Consider the following 20,745-nt stretch of genomic DNA (forward strand, 5'->3'; position numbering starts at 1 on the left):
TACTCGAACCGAACCAACATAGGGTTAACCCTACATTCACCAGAACTAATACAGAATTACCGTATTTACTCAATTTTACCCTGAGTAGCGTCGAAAAGCAGCTAACTCAGCTAATCCGGCCCCAGTTGTTCTCATTCTGGCGAACATTGTCGACGTGATTGCGGATTGGGGCGTGCTGGGGCAGCACCAGATCGGGGTCTTCGGCCAGTATAGCCTGGGCCGACTCGCGGGCAGCCGTCAGAATGGCGCCGTCTTTGGCCAGATCGGCAATCATCAAATCCATCACACCACTCTGCTGCGTACCGGTCAGGTCGCCGGGCCCACGCAACTGCAGGTCGACATCGGCAATCTCAAAACCGTTGTTGGTACGCACCATCGTTTCGAGCCGGGTGCGGGTGTCGGCGCTCAGCTTATAGCCCGTCATCAGGATACAGTACGACTGCTCGGCCCCCCGCCCTACCCGCCCACGAAGCTGGTGGAGCTGCGACAACCCGAACCGCTCGGCGCTCTCGATCACCATCACACTGGCGTTCGGTACGTTTACGCCCACTTCGATTACGGTAGTGGCCACCATGATCTGGGTTTCACGTTTCAGAAAGCGCTTCATCTCGTCGTCTTTCTCATAGGGCAGCATTTTGCCGTGGAGCATACCCACTTCGTACTGGGGCCGCGGAAACGCCCGCTGAATGCTCTCGAACCCATCCATGAGGTCTTTATAATCAAGCTTCTCCGATTCCTCGATCAGCGGGTACACCACGTAGACCTGCCGGCCCAGTTCGAGCTGCTGCCGCATAAAACCAAAAATTTCGGAGCGGTGCTTATCGTATTTATGCACGGTCCTGATGGGCTTACGGCCTTTGGGCAACTCGTCGATGGTCGATACGTCGAGGTTGCCGTAGAGGGTCATGGCCAGCGTACGCGGAATGGGCGTTGCCGTCATGACCAGGATATGGGGCGGCACCGTTTCGTTTTTACGCCAGAGTTTGGCCCGCTGCGCCACCCCGAAGCGGTGCTGCTCGTCGATAATGCAGAGGCCCAGGTTCTTGTACTGCACCGCGTCTTCGAGCAGAGCGTGCGTACCTACCAGAATGTGCATTTGTCCCGACTGCAGTTCGTCGTGCAGTACCACGCGCCGTTTTTTGTTGGTCGAACCCGTCAGGATGCCGATGTTAAGCCCCATAGCGTCGGCAAAGGGCTTGAGCCCATTGTAATGCTGATCGGCCAGAATTTCGGTGGGCGCCATCAGGCAGGCCTGTGCCCCGTTGCCAATGGCCATCAGACAGGCAATAAACGCCACAATGGTTTTGCCACTGCCCACGTCCCCCTGCAGCAGCCGGTTCATCTGCTTGCCGGTCAGAAAATCGGCATAGATTTCCCGGATCACGCGCTGCTGCGCCCCCGTCAGCTCGAAGGGCAGCAGTTCGTTGTAGAAGTGCTTCATCAGCGTTGTGTCTCGGAACACCTGGCCCGGAAACTCTTCTTTCTGAATCAGCTTGTTTTTGATCAGCCGGAGCTGGTTGTAGAACAGCTCTTCGAACTTGAGCCGGCGCTGGGCCTGTTTGAGCCACGCCTGATTCTGCGGCAGGTGGATGTTCCAGAGGGCTTCGCGCTTGCCCACCAGCCGAAACTGCTGGATCAGTGAATCGGGCAGGGTTTCGCGGATATGCGGCCACGACTGCTCGAGCAGGGTACGCATCACTTTGCCAATTACCTTGCTGTCGAGGTGTCGCTTGCGCAGCTTTTCCGTAAGGTTGTAGACAGGAAAGAAGCCGGGTTCGTTGCCCGATGCGGTGGCGATGTTTTCCAGTTCGGGGTGTACGATGCTGTACTGCCCATTGAACGACTGGGGCTTGCCATAGGCAATGTACTCGCCGTCGCGCCGGAGGGTTTTTTCGATGTAGGTAATGCCCTGAAACCAGACCAGACTCATAGAGCCTGTACCGTCGGTAAAGGTTCCGACCAGCCGCTTTTTAGGGCCCTCTCCTTCCAGATACCAGTCGCGGAGCCGCCCCCGAATCTGGGCCGAGGGCATCGAATCCATCAGTTCGCTGATGGTATAGAACCGGCTGCGATCGTCGTAGCGGAACGGGTAGTACTGAATCAGGTCCCCGTAGGTAAACAGGTTTAGTTCTTTGTTGAGCAGCTCGGTGCGTTGTGGCCCCAGGCTTCTCAACTGCGTGAGTGGCGTATCGAAAAAAGTGGTGCGTTCGGTCATAGCAGCCCCCAGCGCCCCGGTTTAAGGGCGGGACTAGCCCAAATTTACGCAATTTTTGGCAATCGGTCCGGTCTCCGCCCCCCCAGGTTGTTACTCCTCGTCGGCCCGCCCCAGCCCAAACGCGACCCCGCCATACACGTCGAGTCCCCGCGGCTGAATGCCGTTGCTTTTGTTGCCGATGAGGCCCAGAAAGTTATCCGTTCCAAGCCAGGCCGGTCCAACCCGTACTGACGCACCCGCCGTGAAACCCCGGTTGAGGTAGGCCACCGGTAACGATACGCTTACCCAGCGGGTGTCATAATGGGGCGTTACGGCTATGATGGTTGGCTGGTGAACGGCGGCAGAACCCAGCCCCCGTACGTCCTGCAGATAGGTTACGCTCAGCCCCGCCCCCGACGGGTCCTGGTAATCGGCCGTCAGGTTGAGCGACGTGGGCAGACCCACCCGAAAGCTTGTTTTGTCGGGCAGGCGGCCGGCACTGAGTTTCTCCTGCACCACCTGCGCCAGTTGCGACGTGCCGTTGATGTTATTGAAATCGCTGCCCTGGAACCGGATCGGCCGCTGTTGCAGATCGGCACTCGTATAGGTGTAGCCCGGCCCGGCATAGCTTAGCCCCCCGATGTCGGCCACGGCCACCCCCAGGCGTAGCGCCGGGCTGTCGGCGTCGTATTGCCGGATATAGGTTAGGCCAATATCGGCACCGATCCCTTTGCCCGGAATGTCGGTGCTCAGCAGCGTCCGCGGACTGATCGACCGATCGCGCAGAAAGGTGGTGTAGTTTAGCGTGGCATCGAGTCTGGTAACTTCCAGATAAGGCATGTTGGGCGTGGCGGCATCGGCCGTAACGCGGTAAGTCAGGCCCTGATTCACGAAACTCTGGGCGTTGTATCCGATCAGCACTTTAGCGGTAGCACCCAGCAGCAGTTTGTCGCCATCACCTTCCCAGATCGTACTGGCATACGTCAGACCCAGCTCGGCATATGTATTGGTGTTGGCGCTGAACTGGTTGTTGGTACTCGGAATGCCGTAGAGTGTACCGTCGCTCAGGCTGGCCCGCAGCGCTGACAGCAGCGGTTCGGAGGCCCCCAGCACCTGTGCCATAGCCCGGAAGCGGGTTGTCACGGCAAAGGCACTGCGTTCACTTGTCTTGAACAGAATCGATGGGCCCCGTACCTCACCCAGCAGACTGCCGTTTTTAGGTCGTCCATCAATGATCTCGCGGGTATACGACTCATCAAATTTTACCGTACCATCGGAGTTCTGGTACTGGGCCGGCACCCGGCCACTGATCAGGCGTAGCAGTGAGAAGGGGGCCTGATAGCGAACGTAATTATTATCGAGGTGGGCACTGGCTGTAGCCACATTGACAAACAGTTTTGACGGCGAATCGGCAGCCAGAGCCGGATTGATATAGAGTCGATTGGTCCCCCCGTAGCGGCTGGTCGAGATGCCGAGCAGGTTCTGGGCCGACGCGGCCGGAAGGGTCAGCGCCAGTGCGCCCAATACGAGTAAATGCTTCATGTAGTGTGTTTCGATGGGAGATCAGTATCAGTATAAACGGCAAACCGTCTCCAGGGTTAACCAGAGACGGTTTTTTTTCAGATTGGTGTCCGTTCGGCCAGCCGGCGGCCAGCCTCGTTTAGACGAAAAAAATGGCCGGTGGTTACACGGGCGGAGTACCTTACACGCCTTCGGCTTCAACCAGCTTTACTTCGGGCACAAGCCGGGTCAGCAGGTTCTCGATGCCGGCTTTCAGCGTCAGCGTCGACGACGGGCAACCGCTGCACGATCCCTGCAACAGGACCTTCACGACCCCGCTGGTTTCGTCGAACGAGTGAAAGTTGATGGCCCCCCCATCGGTTTCAACAGCGGGCCGGATGTACTGGTCCAGTACGGCTTTGATTTTCTGCACCGTTTCCGAATCCATATCCAGCCTGGTGGTATTGACATCCACCGTGCGCTGGGCAAAAACGGGCTGCTGAGCACCAAAGTATTCTTTCAGAAACTGCTTTACCTCGAAAAGCACTTCATCCCAGTCAGTTTCATCGTCTTTGGTAATGGTGACGAAGTTGCCGGCGATAAACACGCGCTTTACAAAATCGAATCCGAACAGGGCAACGGCCAGGGGCGATGCTTTGCCTTCCACCAGGGCATCGCCCGGCGTTGCGTAATCGAACGACAGACCGCTGGGCACCAGCTCAACGCTCACCACGAACTTCATGGAGTTGGGGTTGGGGCTACCTTCAGTAAATACAGATATAGGACGACTCAGCGCAGGATTCATAAAGTTGTGAGTTGTATTGTCGAGATGGTATACAGGCAGTGGGTTGCCACGCGGGGCCCATTGCTCACCGCAGCAGCGGTTGTCTGGGCTAACAGACGGGTTTCCATTTTAGTTTACCCCTACATGCGAAAACCCGCCTGACGATCATCAGGCGGGTTTTCGCGTTTGCAAATCGGGAACGAAATGCCTTATTCGACCGGAGCCGCTACGGCAGCCGCAGGAATTGCTGAGGCTACTGCCGACGGACCAACGGGCAGGATATCGACATACGAACGGCCAGCGCGACCGGGACGGAATTTTACCGTGCCGTCGACCAGTGCAAACAGCGTATAGTCTTTACCCAGACCTACGTTTTTGCCGGGGTGATGCTTGGTGCCCCGCTGACGAACAATGATATTACCGGCAATAGCCGACTGGCCACCGAACAATTTCACGCCCAGCCGTTTGCTGTGCGAATCGCGGCCGTTTTTGGAACTACCTACACCTTTCTTGTGTGCCATTGTTAAAGGAGTTTATAGTTTGTGGTTTGTAATTTATAGTGACTACCGCGCAACTAATGCCTCAGGAACTATAAACGACGAACGACAAACCAATTGACTTAAAGTGTGATATCTTCGATCAGAACTTTGGTCAGGTACTGACGGTGACCGTTTTTCTTTTTGTAGCCCTTCCGGCGCTTCTTCTTGAAAACGATTACTTTTTCACCTTTGAGGTGCTCAACGATCTTGGCCGATACAACGGCACCGGCTACGGTAGGCGCACCAATGCTGATGCTGCCTTCGTTGTCAACAAGGAGAACTTTCACCTTGTCGGAGGCAAGCGCAGCGTCCACATCGCCCTCTAACCGGTGGGTATAGATGGAACGACCCTTCTGGATCTTGAATTGCTGCCCTGCGATCTCTACGATTGCGTACATGATTTCTGTATGAAATTGGAAATGAGGGGCAAAAATAGCGTTTTCTATAGAAAAAGGCAACTGCGCCCGATTTTATTTACGACTCCGCCCGGAGCCAGCATAGCGGGCAGTTCTTGTAGCGCTCCCGCCATACCGGCCGCCCCGTCCAGACCGGCCCGTGGTTCCCCTCAAAACGGCAGTTTAACGCTCGTCTGAATCAGGTTGGTGGTGCACTTGGCGATAATTTTGCCATCACTGGCCACGATACGGCCTTCGCAGTGAATGATGTTTTTGCCTGCCCGCAGCACTTGTGCGGTGGCGGTTATGGTTTCGCCGGCGCGGGCCGCGTGCAGAAAGTCGACGTTCAGGTTGACCGACGTGTAGGCGTTTTCGCGCCCCAGCGTAAACACCATCGCCCCGATCAGATCGTCGAGAATGGCACTGGCCATACCGCCGTGCAGCACCCCTGCCGGGTTGGTCATGTCGTCGCGCACCCGGTACTCGGCCACCAGCTGGCCGGACTCTACCGCCCGGAGCGTACCGTTGAGCCAGCGCCCCAGGGGCGAGATACTGGTCTGCATATCGGAACCGATCATGGCTCTGAAATACTCGAGCCGCGTGTTTGTAAGCGTATCCATAGGGAGGCAAAAATAGCATTAAACTAAGTAAACAGGCCGTTAACGGCTATAATTGGTGTACTTTATTGGGGGGTTTTCAAGACTTATGCTACTTTTGGGCGTTTTTGAGCATCCCTATTCGATCAAACCGAATGAACTATACGCTTACGCAGCTCCCTGAACGTACGACCAAACCACGCCAGAGCGGCCTGACCATGGTCATGGACAAGGGACTTAGTCTGCGCGAGGTAGAAGACTTCCTGTCAACTTCCGCCGACTACACCGACATCGTTAAACTAGGCTGGGCCACGTCGTTTGTGACCCCCAAACTGAGCGAAAAACTAGCCATCTACCGCGAAGCCGGTATCCCGGTTTACTTCGGCGGTACCCTGTTCGAAGCCTTCGTTGTCCGGAACCAGTTCGATGAATACCGCCGGTTGCTCGACCGGTACGGCCTCGAACACGCCGAAGTATCGGATGGGTCGGTCGACATGAACCCCGACGACAAGTGTGAATACATCCGACAGCTGGCCACCCAGGTAACGGTGCTGTCGGAAGTGGGCTCGAAAGACGAAGCCAAAATCATCCCGCCTTACAAGTGGATTCAACTGATGAAAGCCGAACTGCAGGCCGGTGCCTGGAAAGTAATCGGCGAAGCCCGCGAAGGCGGTACGGTTGGTCTGTTCCGCGCCAGTGGCGAGGTGCGGCAGGGTCTGGTCGAAGAGATTCTGACGCAGGTGCCCTTCGAAAGCATTCTGTGGGAAGCCCCCCAGAAAGAACAGCAGGTCTGGTTTGTGAAGCTGCTGGGCGCCAACGTCAACGTCGGCAACATTGCCCCCCACGAGGTAATCCCGCTTGAAACGATTCGCCTGGGCCTCCGGGGCGACACCTTCTCGCATTTTCTGGACAAACTGTAAAGTAGTTTGTAGTTCGTTGTTCATGGTTTGTAGTCGACGTAGCCGGCATGGACTTTGTCTGACTAAACCAACGCAGGAACTACAACCCACAGACTGCAAACCACGAACTATCATCAAATGGACCTGATCAAATCGTTACTCGATTTCTTACTGCACCTCGACCGTCACCTCGACCTCTGGGCCAACGAATACGGCGTGTTGCTGTACGCGATCCTGTTTCTGATTGTGTTTACCGAGACTGGCCTGATCGTGATGCCGCTGCTGCCCGGCGATTCGCTGCTGTTTGCGGCCGGCGCGCTGGCCGCCCGCGACACCAACGAACTAAGTGTGGGCGTCATCATTCCGCTGCTGATTGTGGCCGCCCTTATGGGCGACAACGTCAACTACTTCGTCGGTAAGTTTTTGGGTACGAAGATCAAGATGCGCGAGCGTATCCTGTTCTTCAAGCGCGAATACATCACCGAAACCGAAAAATTCTACGCCAAACACGGCGGTCGCACGGTAATCATTGCCCGGTTTATTCCCATTGTGCGCACCATCGCGCCTTTTGTGGCGGGAGCGGGCAGCATGCTCTATAGTACGTATATCCGCAACTGTATTCTGGGCGCGGTCCTGTGGGTAACGAGCATCACCCTGGTTGGTTATTTCTTCGGCAACCTGGAGTTCGTCAAGAAGAACTTTGAATTCGTTGTCTTTGGTATCGTGGGGCTGTCGCTTCTGCCTATTCTGTTTGAGTTCGTCAAAAAGCGGATGGCGTAAGGGAGAGAGTGGTTTGTGGTTTTCGGTTTACAGTATTCAGTATTCCGTTTTCAGTACACTGGAAAACCCCATCGCCTGCTGGGAGTCGGTTTACAGTATTCCGTTTTCAGTACACTGGAAAACCCCATCGCCTGCTGGGAGTCGGTTTACAGTATTCCGTTTTCAGTACACTGAAAAACCGCATCGCCTGCCGGGTATCGCTCGCAGAGGAGTAACGGCAGCCACTGTAAACTGAATACAGTAAACTACAACCTGTACACTACAACCTGTAAACCACAACCATGCACACCTACGGCCTGATTGGCTTCCCGTTGACCCACTCCTTTTCGCAGCGCTACTTCACCGAGAAGTTTGCGCGGGAGGGGATTACGGATGCCCAGTACGAGCTGTTTGAACTGCCTGACGTGGCCACCGCTCTCCCCGACCTGCTCAGCCGGCCGGGGCTGCGGGGCCTCAACGTTACCATTCCGCACAAGCAGGCCGTACAGCCCTACCTCGATACGCTCGACGCGTCGGCCCGAAACGTCGGCGCGGTCAACGTCATCAAGATCAATCCCGATGGCACCCGCACGGGCTACAATTCCGATTACTACGGCTTTCGGCAATCGCTCGAGCGCTGGCTGCTGGAACTGGGCCGTTCGACCGATAGCCTGCGGGCGCTGGTATTGGGCACCGGGGGCGCATCGCGGGCGGTAACGGCTGCCCTGCGCGATTTGCAGCTGCCCTATCAGCTGGTGTCGCGTACCCGAACTGCCGACACCGTGGCCTATGCCGACGTGCCGGCGCTGCTCGACCAGCACCAGCTGCTCATCAACTGCTCGCCCGTCGGGACTTATCCGAACACCGACGCAGCGCCCGATCTGCCCTACACGCAACTCACCGACCGGCATCTGCTTTACGATCTGGTTTACAACCCCGCCGAAACCCGCTTTATGCAGCTCGGCCGGGCGCAGGGGGCCGCTGCCCTCAATGGCTATGAGATGCTGGTGCTGCAGGCCGAGAAAGCCTGGGCCATCTGGCAGGAGTAGATCGGCGGCCGGTGCGGGTTATGTAGGTTTACGCCCCGATGCCCAAACCAATCGGCGCCCGGGCGGTTGTCAGAGAACCGGTGCTTGCTGCCGGTCACTAAAACCTAACACCAGACACGATGCCACTGTCCGTTTTTGCCGTCATCAAAGCGCGGCCCGGTGCCGAAGCCGACCTCCGCAACAGCCTGTATAACCTCGTTGCTCAGGTACGCGAAGAAGAAGCCTGCCTGCACTATGAACTGTTCGAAAGCACCGAGCACCCCGAGCATTTTATCATGCACGAGCTCTGGACCGATCAGGCCGGGTTGCAGGCGCATAGCCAGATGCCCCACATGAAAGCGTTTGGCCAGCAGGCGCAGGCCTGGCTGGCGGGCCCGCCCGAACTGACAACTAAGGAAGTATAAACGCTGCCTCTGGTCCGACCCGCTCCCGCCGGTCGGACCTTTTTTTACCTACCCATGACCAATATTCTCTTTCGCAACGCTACCCTGTTCACTACCGACCGGTTTGTAGCCAATGCATCGGTGCATATCGCCGATGGGCGCATCGTTCAGGTTTGGGATACCGACACCGATGCCGTGCCGCCCGACGCCACCGTGATCGATCTGGACGGCGACTACCTGGTGCCGGGCCTGGTCGACCTGCAGCTGTACGGCGGCTCGTGGCAGTTTCTGAATGAAAACCCCACGCCCGACGTGGTCCGGCATATCTACGCCACCCACGTTGCCAACGGTACCACCACCCTGCTGCCCACTATCCACTCTACCTCGCTGGCGGTGATGCAACAGGCCATGGCGGCCGTGCAGGTGGTGCGGACCGAACAGCCGCTGGCCGTACCGGGCATCCATATCGAAGGACCCTATTTCAACCCGGTGAAACGGGGCGCCCACAGCGCCAGCTATGTACGGGTGCCCGACGAGGCTGAACTGGACGCCCTGTTCAGCACCAACGCCGACGTGATCCGGATACTGACACTGGCGCCCGAAATGCTGCCGCCCGAACGGATGGCCCAGCTGGTGCGGCTCAAACACGCCAATACCCGTCTGTCGCTGGGGCACTCCAACGCTACCTACCGGCAGGCCACCGATGCCCTCAACTCGGGGCATGTGCCGTTGGGCACCCACCTTTATAATGCCATGCGCGGTTTCGAGAGCCGCGAACCCGGCGTAGTCGGTGCACTCTTCGACCATCCTTCGGTTTGCGTGAGCATCATTGCCGACGGCTACCACTGCGACCCGGCTACGATTCGCATTGCCCGGCAGCAGCTCGGCGACCGGCTGTTCCTGATCTCCGACGCCCTCTTCGCACCGGGTCCCCGACTGGATGGTCCCCGACTGGATGGTCCCCGACTGGATGGTCCCCGACTGGATGGTCCCCGGCCCACGTTTACGCTGGGCGAGTTTGTCGTTCATTTCGAAGCCGATCCCGACGGACCGGGGCGCTACGTAAACGACGTGGGCAACCTGGCGGGCTCGGCGCTGTCGCTGATCGACTGTGTACGGGTCTGCGTGGAGAAAGCCCGGCTGCCGCTTATCGATGCGCTCCGTATGGCCACCAGCATTCCGGCTTCGCTGATCGGGCTGGGCGATCAGATTGGTACCATCCGGCCCGGTTACGCAGCTCATCTGGTGTGGCTTAGCCCCGATCTGCGCGTCGAAGGCGTCTGGCACTGAACCCAAAACCACTCGCTCAGGCCTGCCTGTGTTCCTGCTCATGCCGGGACAGGCAGGCTTCTTTATAATCAAAATTGCACTACTAAAGTTTTCTATTGTCTAATTTCAAAAAATCAGTAGTATATTTTATTTTTCTATTGAAAGTCAAAATAAGTATCGGCATATTTGATCAGGTACAACAAACCAACTTCGTTTCGCGCGACAATGAATTCTGCTGAAGCCACCCCCGTGGCCTGCTTGCCCCGACACTGATCCGGCCGGATCAGCTGCGGACCATTACCCTCAAGGCGTACATAGTTTCGATTGCCAGAACAGCCCTAACCGACTGACTGATAACCTATTGCCCGGAGTTCGACAACCTGTTTCAGCCAACTCAATTTTCATCACAACCTGCTTTCCCTATGAATCGATCTGTACACCTGGGCCGAAACGCCCTGTATATGCTGTTTTTCAGTTGCTGCGCCCTGGTGAGTATGGCCCAGACCCGAACGATATCGGGGCGGGTAACCTCGCAGGAAGATGGCACCCCCATCACAGGCGTCAACGTGGTACTGAAAGGCACCAACACGGGTGCCAGCACCGATGCCCAGGGCCAGTATAAACTGACGGTGCCGGGCGACGGTGGCTCGCTGACATTCTCGTTTATCGGCTTTGCGACCCGCGAAGTAAAACTCACCAGCGAAACCACGCTCAACATCACACTCATTGCCGACACCAAGCAACTGGCCGAGCTGGTCGTTATCGGATCGCGCAACAGCAGCCGCACCAAACTCGACACCCCGGCCCCGGTCGATGTCATCAACGTGTCGAAAGCCGCGCAGACTATGCCCCAGACCGAGCTGTCGCAGTTGCTGAAACAGATTGCCCCTTCGTTCAACTCGCTGAAAGTACCCGGTGCCGACCTGGCCTCGCACGTCGACGCGGTACAGCTGCGCAACCAGCCCCCCAACCAGACGCTGGTGCTGCTCAACGGCAAGCGCCGGCACACGTCGTCGCTGCTGCTGGTGGCCAACAACGCCGGCCCGTCGACAACCGTCGACATGCGGACCATTCCGCTGGCAGCCGTTGAGAGGGTGGAGATTCTGCGCGACGGCGCAGCCGCCCAGTACGGCTCCGACGCCATTGCGGGCGTGGTCAACATGGAGCTGAAGAAAAGCGTGGGCGTGTTTACGGGCATGTACAACACGGGCCTTTATGCCAACGTGGGGCTGGCCAAAAACAAAGACATCGACAACTTTGGTACCGACGGGCGGCTGCAGCAGTTCATGGGCAACTACGGCTTTGCGCTGGGCGAAAAAGGCGGCTATATCAACCTGACGTTCGAACTGAGCAAACAGGGCAGCACCAGCCGGGTGCCCAAGGGGGGCTATAGCGGGGTGGTGTTCGACGCGACGTACCTCAACAACACCCGCAAAGACGCCAACGGAAACCAGATCATCACCAACCCCGAAGCCCTGGCCAATCCCGACAATGCTGCGCTGCGCACCGACAAAGGCCTGCAGGCAGCACGCGGCCTGACGCCTAAAAGCTTCGAGATGATCAACGGGCTGAGCAAGGTCGACAACGGAACCATTTTCATGAACATGGGCATCCCGCTCAGCGCCAAAGGAGCCGAGTTCTACGCATTTGGGGGCATGAACTACCGCAACACGCTCAGCGGCTGCTACTACCGGTTTCCGCGCCAGCAGGATCGCTTCATCAACGAACTGTATCCCAACGGTTTTCTGCCCCAGCTAACCTCCAACGTAAGCGATAAATCGCTGACGGCCGGTATCCGGGGCCAGCTGGGCGGCTTCGATCTCGATTTCAGCAACACCTTCGGATCGAGCAAGTTTGCCTACGGTATGGTCAACACCATGAACGCGTCGTACGGGCCGGCTTCGCCCACCACCATGCGGCTGGGCGATAACAACTTCACCCAGAATACCACCAACATCGCCCTCAGCCGACTCTACAGCGAACCGATGGGTGGCGTACTGAAAAGCATGAACCTGGCCTTCGGCGCCGAGATGCGGGTCGAGAACTACCAGATCGTGGCAGGGCAGGAAGAATCGTACACAAAGGGTACCTACGGCACCTTTACCGCACCCGAGGATAACTTCAACTACACGCAGCGCATCAACAAGGATGTGAAGGCCGAGAAGGTAATTACCAACCCCGACGGCACCCAGACCACCACCTACGTCGACCTGATTATTCCGTACCGGGGTGGCACGGTCGACATCAAAGGCTACTCGCCCAACTGCCAGTGTTTCCGCGGGTTTGCGCCCGATCAGGCGACCAGCGCGTTCCGGTCGGTGATGGCTGCCTATGCCGACGTAGAAGTCGACATTACGAAACAGTTCATGATTGGTGTGGCGGGTCGGTTCGAGAATTACAGCGACTTCGGTAACGTGCTGACCGGCAAGTTTGCCACCCGCTATTCGGTGGTGCCGGGTGTCTTTGCGCTGCGCGGATCGATCAGTACGGGTTTTCGGGCGCCGAGTCTGCAGGAGCTGTTCTACGCCCAGACCTCTACGGGTTTCACGCCGGGCGGTGTGCCCTTCGATCAGGGCTATTTCACCAACAACAGCACGGCGGCCAAAGCCCTCGGCATTCCGAAACTCAAGCAGGAACGGTCGACCAACATCAGCTTCGGCATGACCTCGCAGCTGATGCAGGGCCTTGAAATCACAGCCGACGCCTACTACATCAAAATCCGTGATAAAATCATCCAGACGGGAGGCTTCTCGGGCAGCGACATCGGGGGTGCGCTCAAGAGTGTGATCACGGCCGACGGCATTGCCCAGTTCTTCACCAATGCCGCGGATGTCGAAACGAAGGGGATCGACCTGGTGGCCAACTACCGCACCCGGGCCGGCTCGGGTCAGCTGACCTACTCGCTGGCCGCCAACTGGAACCAGGTCGCTTTCACGCGGGTCTATCCGGCCACGCTGCGCATCGGTGCCGACAACCAGCTGCCTGCCGACCCCACGCTGCGGGCCCAGTACCTGTCGGACATCTACCTGAACCGCAATTCGCGGGGCAGCTTCGAACACGGCAGTCCCCGCCAGAAATACATCGGTTCGATTGTGTACCAGAAGGGACCATTTTCGGCCATGGCACGCGGTATTTACTACGGTGCGGTGCAGTACTTCAGCAACTACCACGAAACCGACGACATCACCTCGCCCTATGCCGATTACAACCTCGGCGCCCGCGCCACGCTCGATCTGAGCGTAGGCTACCAGCTGCTGAAACAGGCGCGGCTATCGATTGGGGGCGACAACGTGACCAACACCTACCCCACCCGTACCCGCGCCGACCTGACCGACTCCGGCCGGTTTGCCTACGATAACTACCAGATGGGTTTTCAGGGCGCCTATTACTACGCCCGGCTCAACGTTCAGTTCTAATCATCGGTATTCATTGCTTCTACCACCCCGTCTATTGAGTGTATCGGTTTTTGAAATAGCTCTGGCCACAGGCCGGGGCTATTTTTGTGTTTAGCGGGACCGATAGATCGACAGTTCATCGAGCCCAACGGCTTCGCGGTGCAGCAGCTGCCCCGCTACCCGGGGGGCCGGCACGCCATCGCCCAGCATCACTGGAGCCCGGAACACCCGCATCTCATCCCACAGACCGGCCGCCACAAACGCTCCGATCACCTGCGCGCCCCCCTCAACCAGTACCGACTGAATACGGCGTTGCTGCAAATCGGCCAGCAGCGCCGGCAGATCGCTGGCGGCAGCATAAGTCAGGTTTGGGCGGGAGGCAGGGGGCGTCAGATCAGCGCGGTGGTACACCAGCGTCGGCACCGAGCCGTCGAACAGGTGCAGCGTCGTCGGTAGCCGCAGCGAAGGGTCAAGCACAAGGCGGGTCGGATGACGTAGCGCCGGATCGGCCATCGGCCACAGCCGCACGTTCAGCCGGGGGTTGTCGGCCGCGGCTGTGTTGGCACCAACCAGAATGGCATCTTCCTCGACCCGCCAGCGATGAGCAAGCCGCCGACTGAGCGGTCCACTGATCTGTACGGGCTGTCCACCCCGGCCGGCAATGAAGCCATCGGCCGACTCGGCCCACTTGAGCACGATGTAGGGGCGGTTCTGCTCAATCATGGTAAAGAACCGGGCGTTCAGATCGCGGCCCTGTTCGGCCAGTACTCCTGTCTCGACCGGAATGCCGGCCGCCCGCAGCCGGGCGAACCCCTGCCCGCCCACCAGTGGGTTGGGATCGTCGTTGCAGCATACCACGCGGCCAATACCCACCTCGACCAGCAGATCGGCGCAGGGGGGCTGCTTGCCGTAGTGGGCGCAGGGCTCCAGCGTCACGTAGGCCGTAGCCTGCCCCAGCAATGATCGGTCAGCGTCGGCCACGGCCAGCACGGCATTCCGTTCGGCGTGGGCCTCCCCATAGCGCTCGTGCCAGCCTTCGCCCAGGATACGGGGGCCGGTCACGGGATCGTCGTACACGATAACGCAGCCGACCATGGGGTTGGGGCTGACCCGGCCCCGGCCAAGAGTGGCCAGTTCGAGCGCACGCTGCATGTATGCATTCATAGGCGAGAGAGTGGTTGATGGCGGTAACTGGTTTCGGGAGTTGGCGGGGCCGGCGGGGATTGTCTGGCCCAAAAACCGCGTACCGAAAACCGAAAACCATCAACTAACCTTTAGATTTACGCAAAATTACACCTCCGAACTGAATGGCTACTGCCAAACCCCTATACGATCGCTTAAGTAAGAACATCACGGCCTACCCGCCCGAAGAAGCGCGGGAAATGGCGTTTATGCTGCTCGATCACTACTTCGGCCTCCGCAAGACCGATGTACTTACCGATAAACCCCTGCCGCCCAACCGCACCGAGCCCGACTGGTTCAAGATTCTGGAACGGCTCAACCGGCAGGAACCGATTCAGCACGTGATCGGGACGACCATTTTCTGCGGCCTCGAATTTGAGGTGTCGCCCGATGTCCTGATTCCCCGCCCCGAAACGGAAGACCTCGTGCGGCTGATCATGCACGATTTTGCCGACCGTACCGACGATGTGCCCATTGTCGATATCGGTACCGGCAGCGGTTGCATTGCCATCACGCTGGCGCGTTTCCTGCCGCAGTCGGTGGTCACGGGCTGGGATGTGTCGGAGCAGGCGCTGACGCTGGCCCGGCACAATGCCCAAAGCCTCAACGCCGATGTGCAGTTCGCCATCCAGGATATCCTTAACGTACCGGGCGACTTTACGCAGCGGTTCGACTGTGTGGTGAGCAACCCGCCCTACGTAACCCGCTCCGAAGCCGCCGACATGGACCGCAACGTGCTCGACTACGAGCCCGGTCTGGCGCTGTTCGTCGACGATGCCGACCCGCTGGTGTTCTACAAAGCCGTGGCCGATTTCTGCGGGCGCCACCTGACGAAAGACGGGGCTTGCTACGTTGAAATCAACGAGCGTTTTGGCAATGCCACCCGCCAGGTCTTCGCTGACCGGGGCTTCAGCCGTATCCAGGTCTACAAAGACATCCACGGCAAAGACCGCAGCATCCGGGCTACTTTTTAAAACGGTTGGCAGTTCGTGGTTAGTCGTTTGTCGTCTATAACAACTGCTAACCGCAAACGACCAACCAAGAACCACGATTAGCATGCAACCTACTCCATCGTTTACTTACCATGCCAAAATTCGCGAGGTGTTTCGTGAGATGAGTCAGGTTGTTGTGGGGCAGGATCGCCTGCTCAACCGACTCCTGATCGGGCTGTTTACGGGTGGACATATTCTGCTGGAAGGGGTACCCGGCCTGGCCAAAACCCTGACGATCAACACACTGGCCAAAGTACTGGAACTGGACTTTCAGCGCATTCAGTTTACGCCCGACCTGCTGCCCGCCGATCTGATCGGCACGATGATCTTCAACCAGAAAACCGCCGAGTTCGAGGTGAAACAGGGCCCGATCTTCGCCAACCTGATTCTGGCCGACGAAGTCAACCGGTCGCCGGCCAAGGTACAGGCGGCTTTGCTCGAAGCCATGCAGGAAAAGCAGGTCACCATCGGCGAAGAAACGTTTCTGCTCGACCGACCCTTCCTGGTACTGGCTACGCAGAACCCCGTGGAGCAGGAAGGAACCTATCCCCTACCCGAAGCCCAGGTCGACCGGTTTATGATGAAAGTCTTCGTGGATTACCTCAGCCGGGAAGACGAACTGGAGGTGATGCGCCGGATGTCGAACATGAACTTCGATTACGAGGTACAGCCTGTGCTGGGCAAAGACGACCTGGTGGCCATTCGCGATGAAATCAACGGCATTACCATTTCCGAAACGCTCGAGCGCTACATCATCGAACTGGTATTTGCCACGCGTCGGCCCCTCGAATACAACCTCCGCGACGAAGCCCGCTACATTCAGTACGGCGTGTCGCCCCGGGCCAGTATCAACCTCAACCTGGCCGCTAAAGCCCTCGCGTACTTCGACCGGCGCGACTACGTGCTGCCCGAAGACATCAAGGAAGTCGCCCCCGACGTGTTTAACCACCGGATTTTGCTCAACTACGAAGCTGAAGCCGACCAGATCACCCCGCTGCAAGTAATCGACGCCATTCTCCGGAAGGTCGCCATCGGGCGGTAAGGACTGCGGTTTTTAGCGGTCCGTATGTAGCTTTACGTGGCCAGCAAACTGTCTTTTATGATCACCGACCTCTCGCAACTCGATCCCAACGGCACCTATACCTACGCCGATTATTTAAAATGGCAATTCGATGAACATGTTGAACTGATCCGGGGCAAGATACTGGCCATGTCGCCCGCGCCCCGGCGAATGCACCAAAGCGCGTCAGGCCATATTTCGTACGCCATCCGGCATCATTTCGACGGCAGGATTTGTCAGGTTTACGACGCTCCTTTCGACGTTCGGCTTCCCGTTCAAAACAGAAAGAAGCCTGAGCAGATTTACACCGTGGTTCAGCCCGATATATGCGTGGTTTGCGAGCCGACCAAGCTAGATGATTACGGCTGCCTGGGCGCTCCCGACTGGATCATCGAAATCACCTCGCCCCGAACCGCTAAGCATGACTTCGATGAGAAATTTCACCTCTACGAACAGGCGGGCGTTCGCGAGTACTGGATTGTGCAGCCGACCGAAAAAGTAATTAACGTGTATGTGCTCGAGGGCGACGAATTTGCACTGGTCGACATCTACGAATCGGGCGACATTCCCTGCCGCATTTTTCCGGAACTGATTATCCCGCACGAACGTATTTTTCGGTAGAGAGGCCTGTGCTTCTTCGCCGGACGCATGAAACAAACACAGTTGTTCTTACTGGTTGCCGCCCTGCTGGCCGGGGGGCTCTGGCTATACGGCACGTACGTGGCCAAACCACGCCCACCCCACCGACGCCCCGCCGGCGCAACCTCGCCCAACAACCGCCGGGTCGACAAAACCGACGCTGAGTGGAAGGCCTTGCTGACGCGGGCCCAGTACAAGGTGATGCGGGAACGCGATACCGAATGGCCCAACAGCAGTTCCCTCACCGATGAGCACCGGGCGGGCGTGTACGTGTGCGCAGCCTGCCGCAATCCGCTGTTCCGCTCCACCACCAAGTTCGACTCGCGCACAGGCTGGCCCAGCTTTTACGCCCCCATTGTCGAGAACGCCGTGTACACCGAACCCGATGGCAACCGCACCGAAGTGCGCTGCGCGGTCTGCGATGCGCACCTGGGCCACGTATTTGCCGACGGCCCCGCTCCCACCGGGCATCGCTACTGCATGAATGGCACGGCGCTTCTGTTCGGTCCGGCGGCCGAGTAACCGCCCAACCGCGCCCCGGGCTCCTAGAACTGGAAGTAGATAAACTGGTTCGACGAGAACACCCCGAACAGGTACGTGGCGAAGGTGATCAGCGTAAACAGCACCAGAAACGACAGCGTCCGGCGGGTCGGTATGGTCAGGTAAAAGTATTCCTTGATGAGCAGGAACGCGATCAGACCGACACTCAGCCACATTTCGGTGTGGTTCATGGGACTGCTGATGGTATCTGACCACGACAGCGTGGCAATACGTTGCAGAATGAGCAGGGCATCGTTCAGGTTGCGGGCCCGGAAAAACACCCATGTCAGCATGATGAGCACAAACGTGATAAGCACGTTGACTACTACCATACCTGGCGACCGGCCAGCATGGGGCTCACTGGCGGGCGAATGAATCTGCCGGGCCGGCACGCCCCCAAAACCCAGCCGGGCCAGCACCTTGTCGCGCAGCACGGCCAGCACCTGATACAGGCCGTTGAGACCGCCCCAGATCACGTAGGTCCAGTTGGGGCCGTGCCACAGCCCACTGGCCAGAAACACGATCAGCATGTTGATGTACTGCCGGACGGGTCCTTTGCGGTTGCCCCCCAGCGGAATGTAGAGGTAATCGCGAAACCAGGTCGAGAGCGAAATATGCCAGCGACGCCAGAACTCCGATACCGACTGGGCAATGTAGGGGGTCCGGAAGTTTTCCATCAAATCGAAACCCATCACCCGGGCCGCTCCGATGGCAATGTCGGAATAGCCCGAGAAGTCGCAGTAGATCTGGAACGTAAAGAAGAACGTGGCCACGAGCAGCGTCAGGCCGTTATACTGGCCTGGATCGTCGTAGGCATAGCCCACCAGCATCGACAGCCGGTCGGCAATAACGAGTTTCTTGAACAAGCCGAACGCCATCTGCATAAGCCCCGATTTCACCTTTTCGGCGTCGTACTGAAAATACGAATGGAACTGCCACAACACGTTCTGCGGGCGCTCGATGGGGCCGGCCACCAGCTGCGGGTAAAACATTACGTAGAGCGCATAGATACCGAAGTGCCGCTCGGCTTTCTGATTGCCACGATACACCTCGATGGTGTAGCTCATGGCCTGAAACGTATGGAATGACAGCCCGACCGGCAGAATACTGATTACGTTGTCTTTAAACGAGCTGACATCGGTCTGGCCAAACAGCCGCAGCACTTTCAGAAACACCCGGTTGCTGCCGTTGGTGACCAGATCGGCCAGGCCGGGCAGGTGCAGCTGATCGAACAGCCAGGCTACGTTTTCGGTAAAGAAACCCAGATACTTGAAGAACGCCAGAATGCCCAGGTTCGACACCAGCGACAGAATGAGCAGCCACCGCCGGGCGGGCCCCTGGGTGCGCTCGATCCAGATGCCGGCGATGTAATCGATCACGATCGTCAGCAGCAGAATCAGAAAATACGCCGGCTTGAAGACCATGTAGAAGTAGCAGCTGGCAATCAGCAGCAACAACCACCGCCCCTGCCACTTCAGACTGAAGTAGGCCAGCGTGACAACGATGAAAAAAAGTAAAAACTGGAGAGAGTTAAATAGCATTGGTTTGTTGGGAGTCGTTGGTCAGACCAGCCCTGTCAGTAGATCGTTTCGACCCGTTCGACAAAATCGTGGTACTGGCGCGCCGGAATAAACTGAATCTGGGTGCGGTACGACAGCACGATGAAAACCAGCAGCAGCGAAATCAGAAACGCCTGCAGAATCACGATCAGGAACGAAAAGACCAGGTAGCTCGTCCAGCCGGGCACGGCCGCCTGTGTGAACAGCTTGAGATAAACAACCACCCCGATGCCCAGCACCGACGCGGCCACCATCACCACGCAGAACAGCACCAGCCGCACGGCGGTCGTATCCATCAGCACCGATACCGCACTAAGGCCGTGCATGATAAGCGATACGAAATTCATTTTGGACTCGCCCGCCAGCCGGCGCCCCCGTTCGAGCGGTACGGCCGTATACGGCAGCCGCGACCGAATCACGCCCCCCGGGTAGTTGTTCCAGATTTCCGACACGTGGGCCAGCTTGCGCAGTTGCCCGGCCGGAATCAGACTAAAATTGCCGAACGTGATCACCTTGCCGGTCAGGAGCTGAAACACGCGTTTGTAAATCTCGTAGAACACCCGAAACAGCAGGCTCTCGTGGCGCTTGGCCCGGTGGGCAAACACAATACGCCCCGGCTGTTCAACACCCCGCTGAATCAGCTTGTCGATGTCTTCGGGCCGGTCCTCGCCGTCGGCATCCATCACAATGGTTGGATGCGTCTGGGACTGATCAGCCAGGTAGGAAAGCCCCAGCGCAATGGCTTTCTGATGCCCCACGTTGCGATACAGCCGCAGGATCGACAGCGACTGCCCAACCCCCGCCGGCAGGCTTTCGTAGTTGAGCACCGAGCAGTCATCGACAATCAGAAACGCCAGCCGGCTGCGCAGGGGCTCCGCCACAACCGTCCGGATGCGTTCGAGCAGCATGCCAACCGCCTGCCAGTCGTTGAAAAGAGGGATGACGATGTTGATACGGTCGGGAAGTGGATCGGGCGTAGAAACCAACGTAGTGCGAAAGCGTTATGAGCGA

The 20,745-nt window shown here is 58.0% G+C and carries 19 protein-coding genes; 10 read left to right on the forward strand and 9 right to left on the reverse strand.

Annotated elements, in window-relative coordinates:
* Positions 1 to 106: 106 nt before the first annotated feature.
* The 6 genes from recG to ACYVAC_RS09870 all read right to left on the reverse strand — a co-directional run bounded on the left by recG (position 107) and on the right by ACYVAC_RS09870 (position 6,032).
* A complete protein-coding gene (recG, locus tag ACYVAC_RS09845) occupies positions 107 to 2,215 on the reverse strand; it encodes an ATP-dependent DNA helicase RecG (RefSeq protein ID WP_461097461.1) in 2,109 nt (702 codons plus the stop codon).
* Positions 2,216 to 2,305: 90 nt separating this feature from the next.
* Positions 2,306 to 3,736, reverse strand: coding sequence for a DUF5723 family protein (locus ACYVAC_RS09850; RefSeq protein WP_461097462.1), 1,431 nt, complete (start codon positions 3,734 to 3,736; stop codon positions 2,306 to 2,308).
* A gap of 160 nt (positions 3,737 to 3,896) precedes the next feature.
* A complete protein-coding gene (locus ACYVAC_RS09855) occupies positions 3,897 to 4,499 on the reverse strand; it encodes a NifU family protein (protein ID WP_461097463.1) in 603 nt (200 codons plus the stop codon).
* Between the two features lie 188 nt (positions 4,500 to 4,687).
* The gene (rpmA, locus tag ACYVAC_RS09860) at positions 4,688 to 4,999 is read right to left on the reverse strand and encodes a 50S ribosomal protein L27 (protein WP_461097464.1); all 312 of its coding nucleotides are present in this window, start codon (positions 4,997 to 4,999) and stop codon (positions 4,688 to 4,690) included.
* Between the two features lie 98 nt (positions 5,000 to 5,097).
* Positions 5,098 to 5,415, reverse strand: coding sequence for a 50S ribosomal protein L21 (rplU, locus tag ACYVAC_RS09865; protein WP_461097465.1), 318 nt, complete (start codon positions 5,413 to 5,415; stop codon positions 5,098 to 5,100).
* 167 nt (positions 5,416 to 5,582) lie between these two features.
* Positions 5,583 to 6,032: a PaaI family thioesterase gene (locus ACYVAC_RS09870; protein ID WP_461097466.1), complete on the reverse strand. Its 450-nt coding sequence runs from the start codon at positions 6,030 to 6,032 to the stop codon at positions 5,583 to 5,585.
* A 131-nt stretch (positions 6,033 to 6,163) separates the two neighbouring features.
* Here ACYVAC_RS09870 and ACYVAC_RS09875 point away from each other — a divergent pair, with 131 nt between their 5' ends.
* The 6 genes from ACYVAC_RS09875 (at position 6,164) to ACYVAC_RS09900 (ending at position 13,783) form a co-directional block, all read left to right on the forward strand.
* Complete coding sequence (locus tag ACYVAC_RS09875; RefSeq protein WP_461097467.1) at positions 6,164 to 6,928, forward strand: phosphosulfolactate synthase; 765 nt, start codon at positions 6,164 to 6,166, stop codon at positions 6,926 to 6,928.
* 117 nt (positions 6,929 to 7,045) lie between these two features.
* Entirely contained in the window at positions 7,046 to 7,687 is a 642-nt protein-coding gene (locus ACYVAC_RS09880; protein ID WP_461097468.1) for a DedA family protein, read from the forward strand.
* A gap of 281 nt (positions 7,688 to 7,968) precedes the next feature.
* Positions 7,969 to 8,715 carry a shikimate dehydrogenase family protein gene (locus tag ACYVAC_RS09885; RefSeq protein ID WP_461097469.1) on the forward strand — a complete coding sequence of 249 codons (747 nt, stop codon included), beginning with the start codon at positions 7,969 to 7,971 and terminating at the stop codon, positions 8,713 to 8,715.
* A 119-nt stretch (positions 8,716 to 8,834) separates the two neighbouring features.
* Positions 8,835 to 9,119, forward strand: a complete 285-nt coding sequence (locus tag ACYVAC_RS09890) for a putative quinol monooxygenase (RefSeq protein ID WP_461097470.1) — start codon at positions 8,835 to 8,837, stop codon at positions 9,117 to 9,119.
* 54 nt (positions 9,120 to 9,173) lie between these two features.
* Positions 9,174 to 10,388, forward strand: coding sequence for an N-acetylglucosamine-6-phosphate deacetylase (locus tag ACYVAC_RS09895; RefSeq protein WP_461097471.1), 1,215 nt, complete (start codon positions 9,174 to 9,176; stop codon positions 10,386 to 10,388).
* 401 nt (positions 10,389 to 10,789) lie between these two features.
* Positions 10,790 to 13,783: a TonB-dependent receptor gene (locus ACYVAC_RS09900; protein ID WP_461097472.1), complete on the forward strand. Its 2,994-nt coding sequence runs from the start codon at positions 10,790 to 10,792 to the stop codon at positions 13,781 to 13,783.
* A 90-nt stretch (positions 13,784 to 13,873) separates the two neighbouring features.
* Here ACYVAC_RS09900 and ribD read toward each other — a convergent pair whose 3' ends face one another.
* Positions 13,874 to 14,926, reverse strand: a complete 1,053-nt coding sequence (gene ribD / locus ACYVAC_RS09905; protein ID WP_461097473.1) for a bifunctional diaminohydroxyphosphoribosylaminopyrimidine deaminase/5-amino-6-(5-phosphoribosylamino)uracil reductase RibD — start codon at positions 14,924 to 14,926, stop codon at positions 13,874 to 13,876.
* Between the two features lie 143 nt (positions 14,927 to 15,069).
* On the opposite strand from ribD, the gene prmC reads away from it, so the two are divergent.
* The 4 genes from prmC (at position 15,070) to msrB (ending at position 18,157) form a co-directional block, all read left to right on the forward strand.
* Positions 15,070 to 15,918 (forward strand): peptide chain release factor N(5)-glutamine methyltransferase, encoded by an 849-nt coding sequence (gene prmC / locus ACYVAC_RS09910; RefSeq protein ID WP_461097474.1) that lies wholly within the window; start codon positions 15,070 to 15,072, stop codon positions 15,916 to 15,918.
* 82 nt (positions 15,919 to 16,000) lie between these two features.
* Positions 16,001 to 16,978, forward strand: a complete 978-nt coding sequence (locus ACYVAC_RS09915) for an AAA family ATPase (protein ID WP_461097475.1) — start codon at positions 16,001 to 16,003, stop codon at positions 16,976 to 16,978.
* A gap of 57 nt (positions 16,979 to 17,035) precedes the next feature.
* Positions 17,036 to 17,617, forward strand: a complete 582-nt coding sequence (locus ACYVAC_RS09920) for a Uma2 family endonuclease (RefSeq protein WP_461097476.1) — start codon at positions 17,036 to 17,038, stop codon at positions 17,615 to 17,617.
* A gap of 27 nt (positions 17,618 to 17,644) precedes the next feature.
* A complete protein-coding gene (gene msrB / locus ACYVAC_RS09925) occupies positions 17,645 to 18,157 on the forward strand; it encodes a peptide-methionine (R)-S-oxide reductase MsrB (protein ID WP_461097477.1) in 513 nt (170 codons plus the stop codon).
* Positions 18,158 to 18,180: 23 nt separating this feature from the next.
* Here the strand turns inward: msrB and ACYVAC_RS09930 are convergent, their stop codons facing one another.
* Positions 18,181 to 19,716 (reverse strand): MBOAT family O-acyltransferase, encoded by a 1,536-nt coding sequence (locus ACYVAC_RS09930; protein ID WP_461097478.1) that lies wholly within the window; start codon positions 19,714 to 19,716, stop codon positions 18,181 to 18,183.
* Positions 19,717 to 19,751: 35 nt separating this feature from the next.
* Positions 19,752 to 20,720 (reverse strand): glycosyltransferase, encoded by a 969-nt coding sequence (locus ACYVAC_RS09935; RefSeq protein ID WP_461097479.1) that lies wholly within the window; start codon positions 20,718 to 20,720, stop codon positions 19,752 to 19,754.
* Between the last annotated feature and the right edge of the window lie 25 nt (positions 20,721 to 20,745).

The organism is Spirosoma luteolum (genome assembly GCF_054778875.1).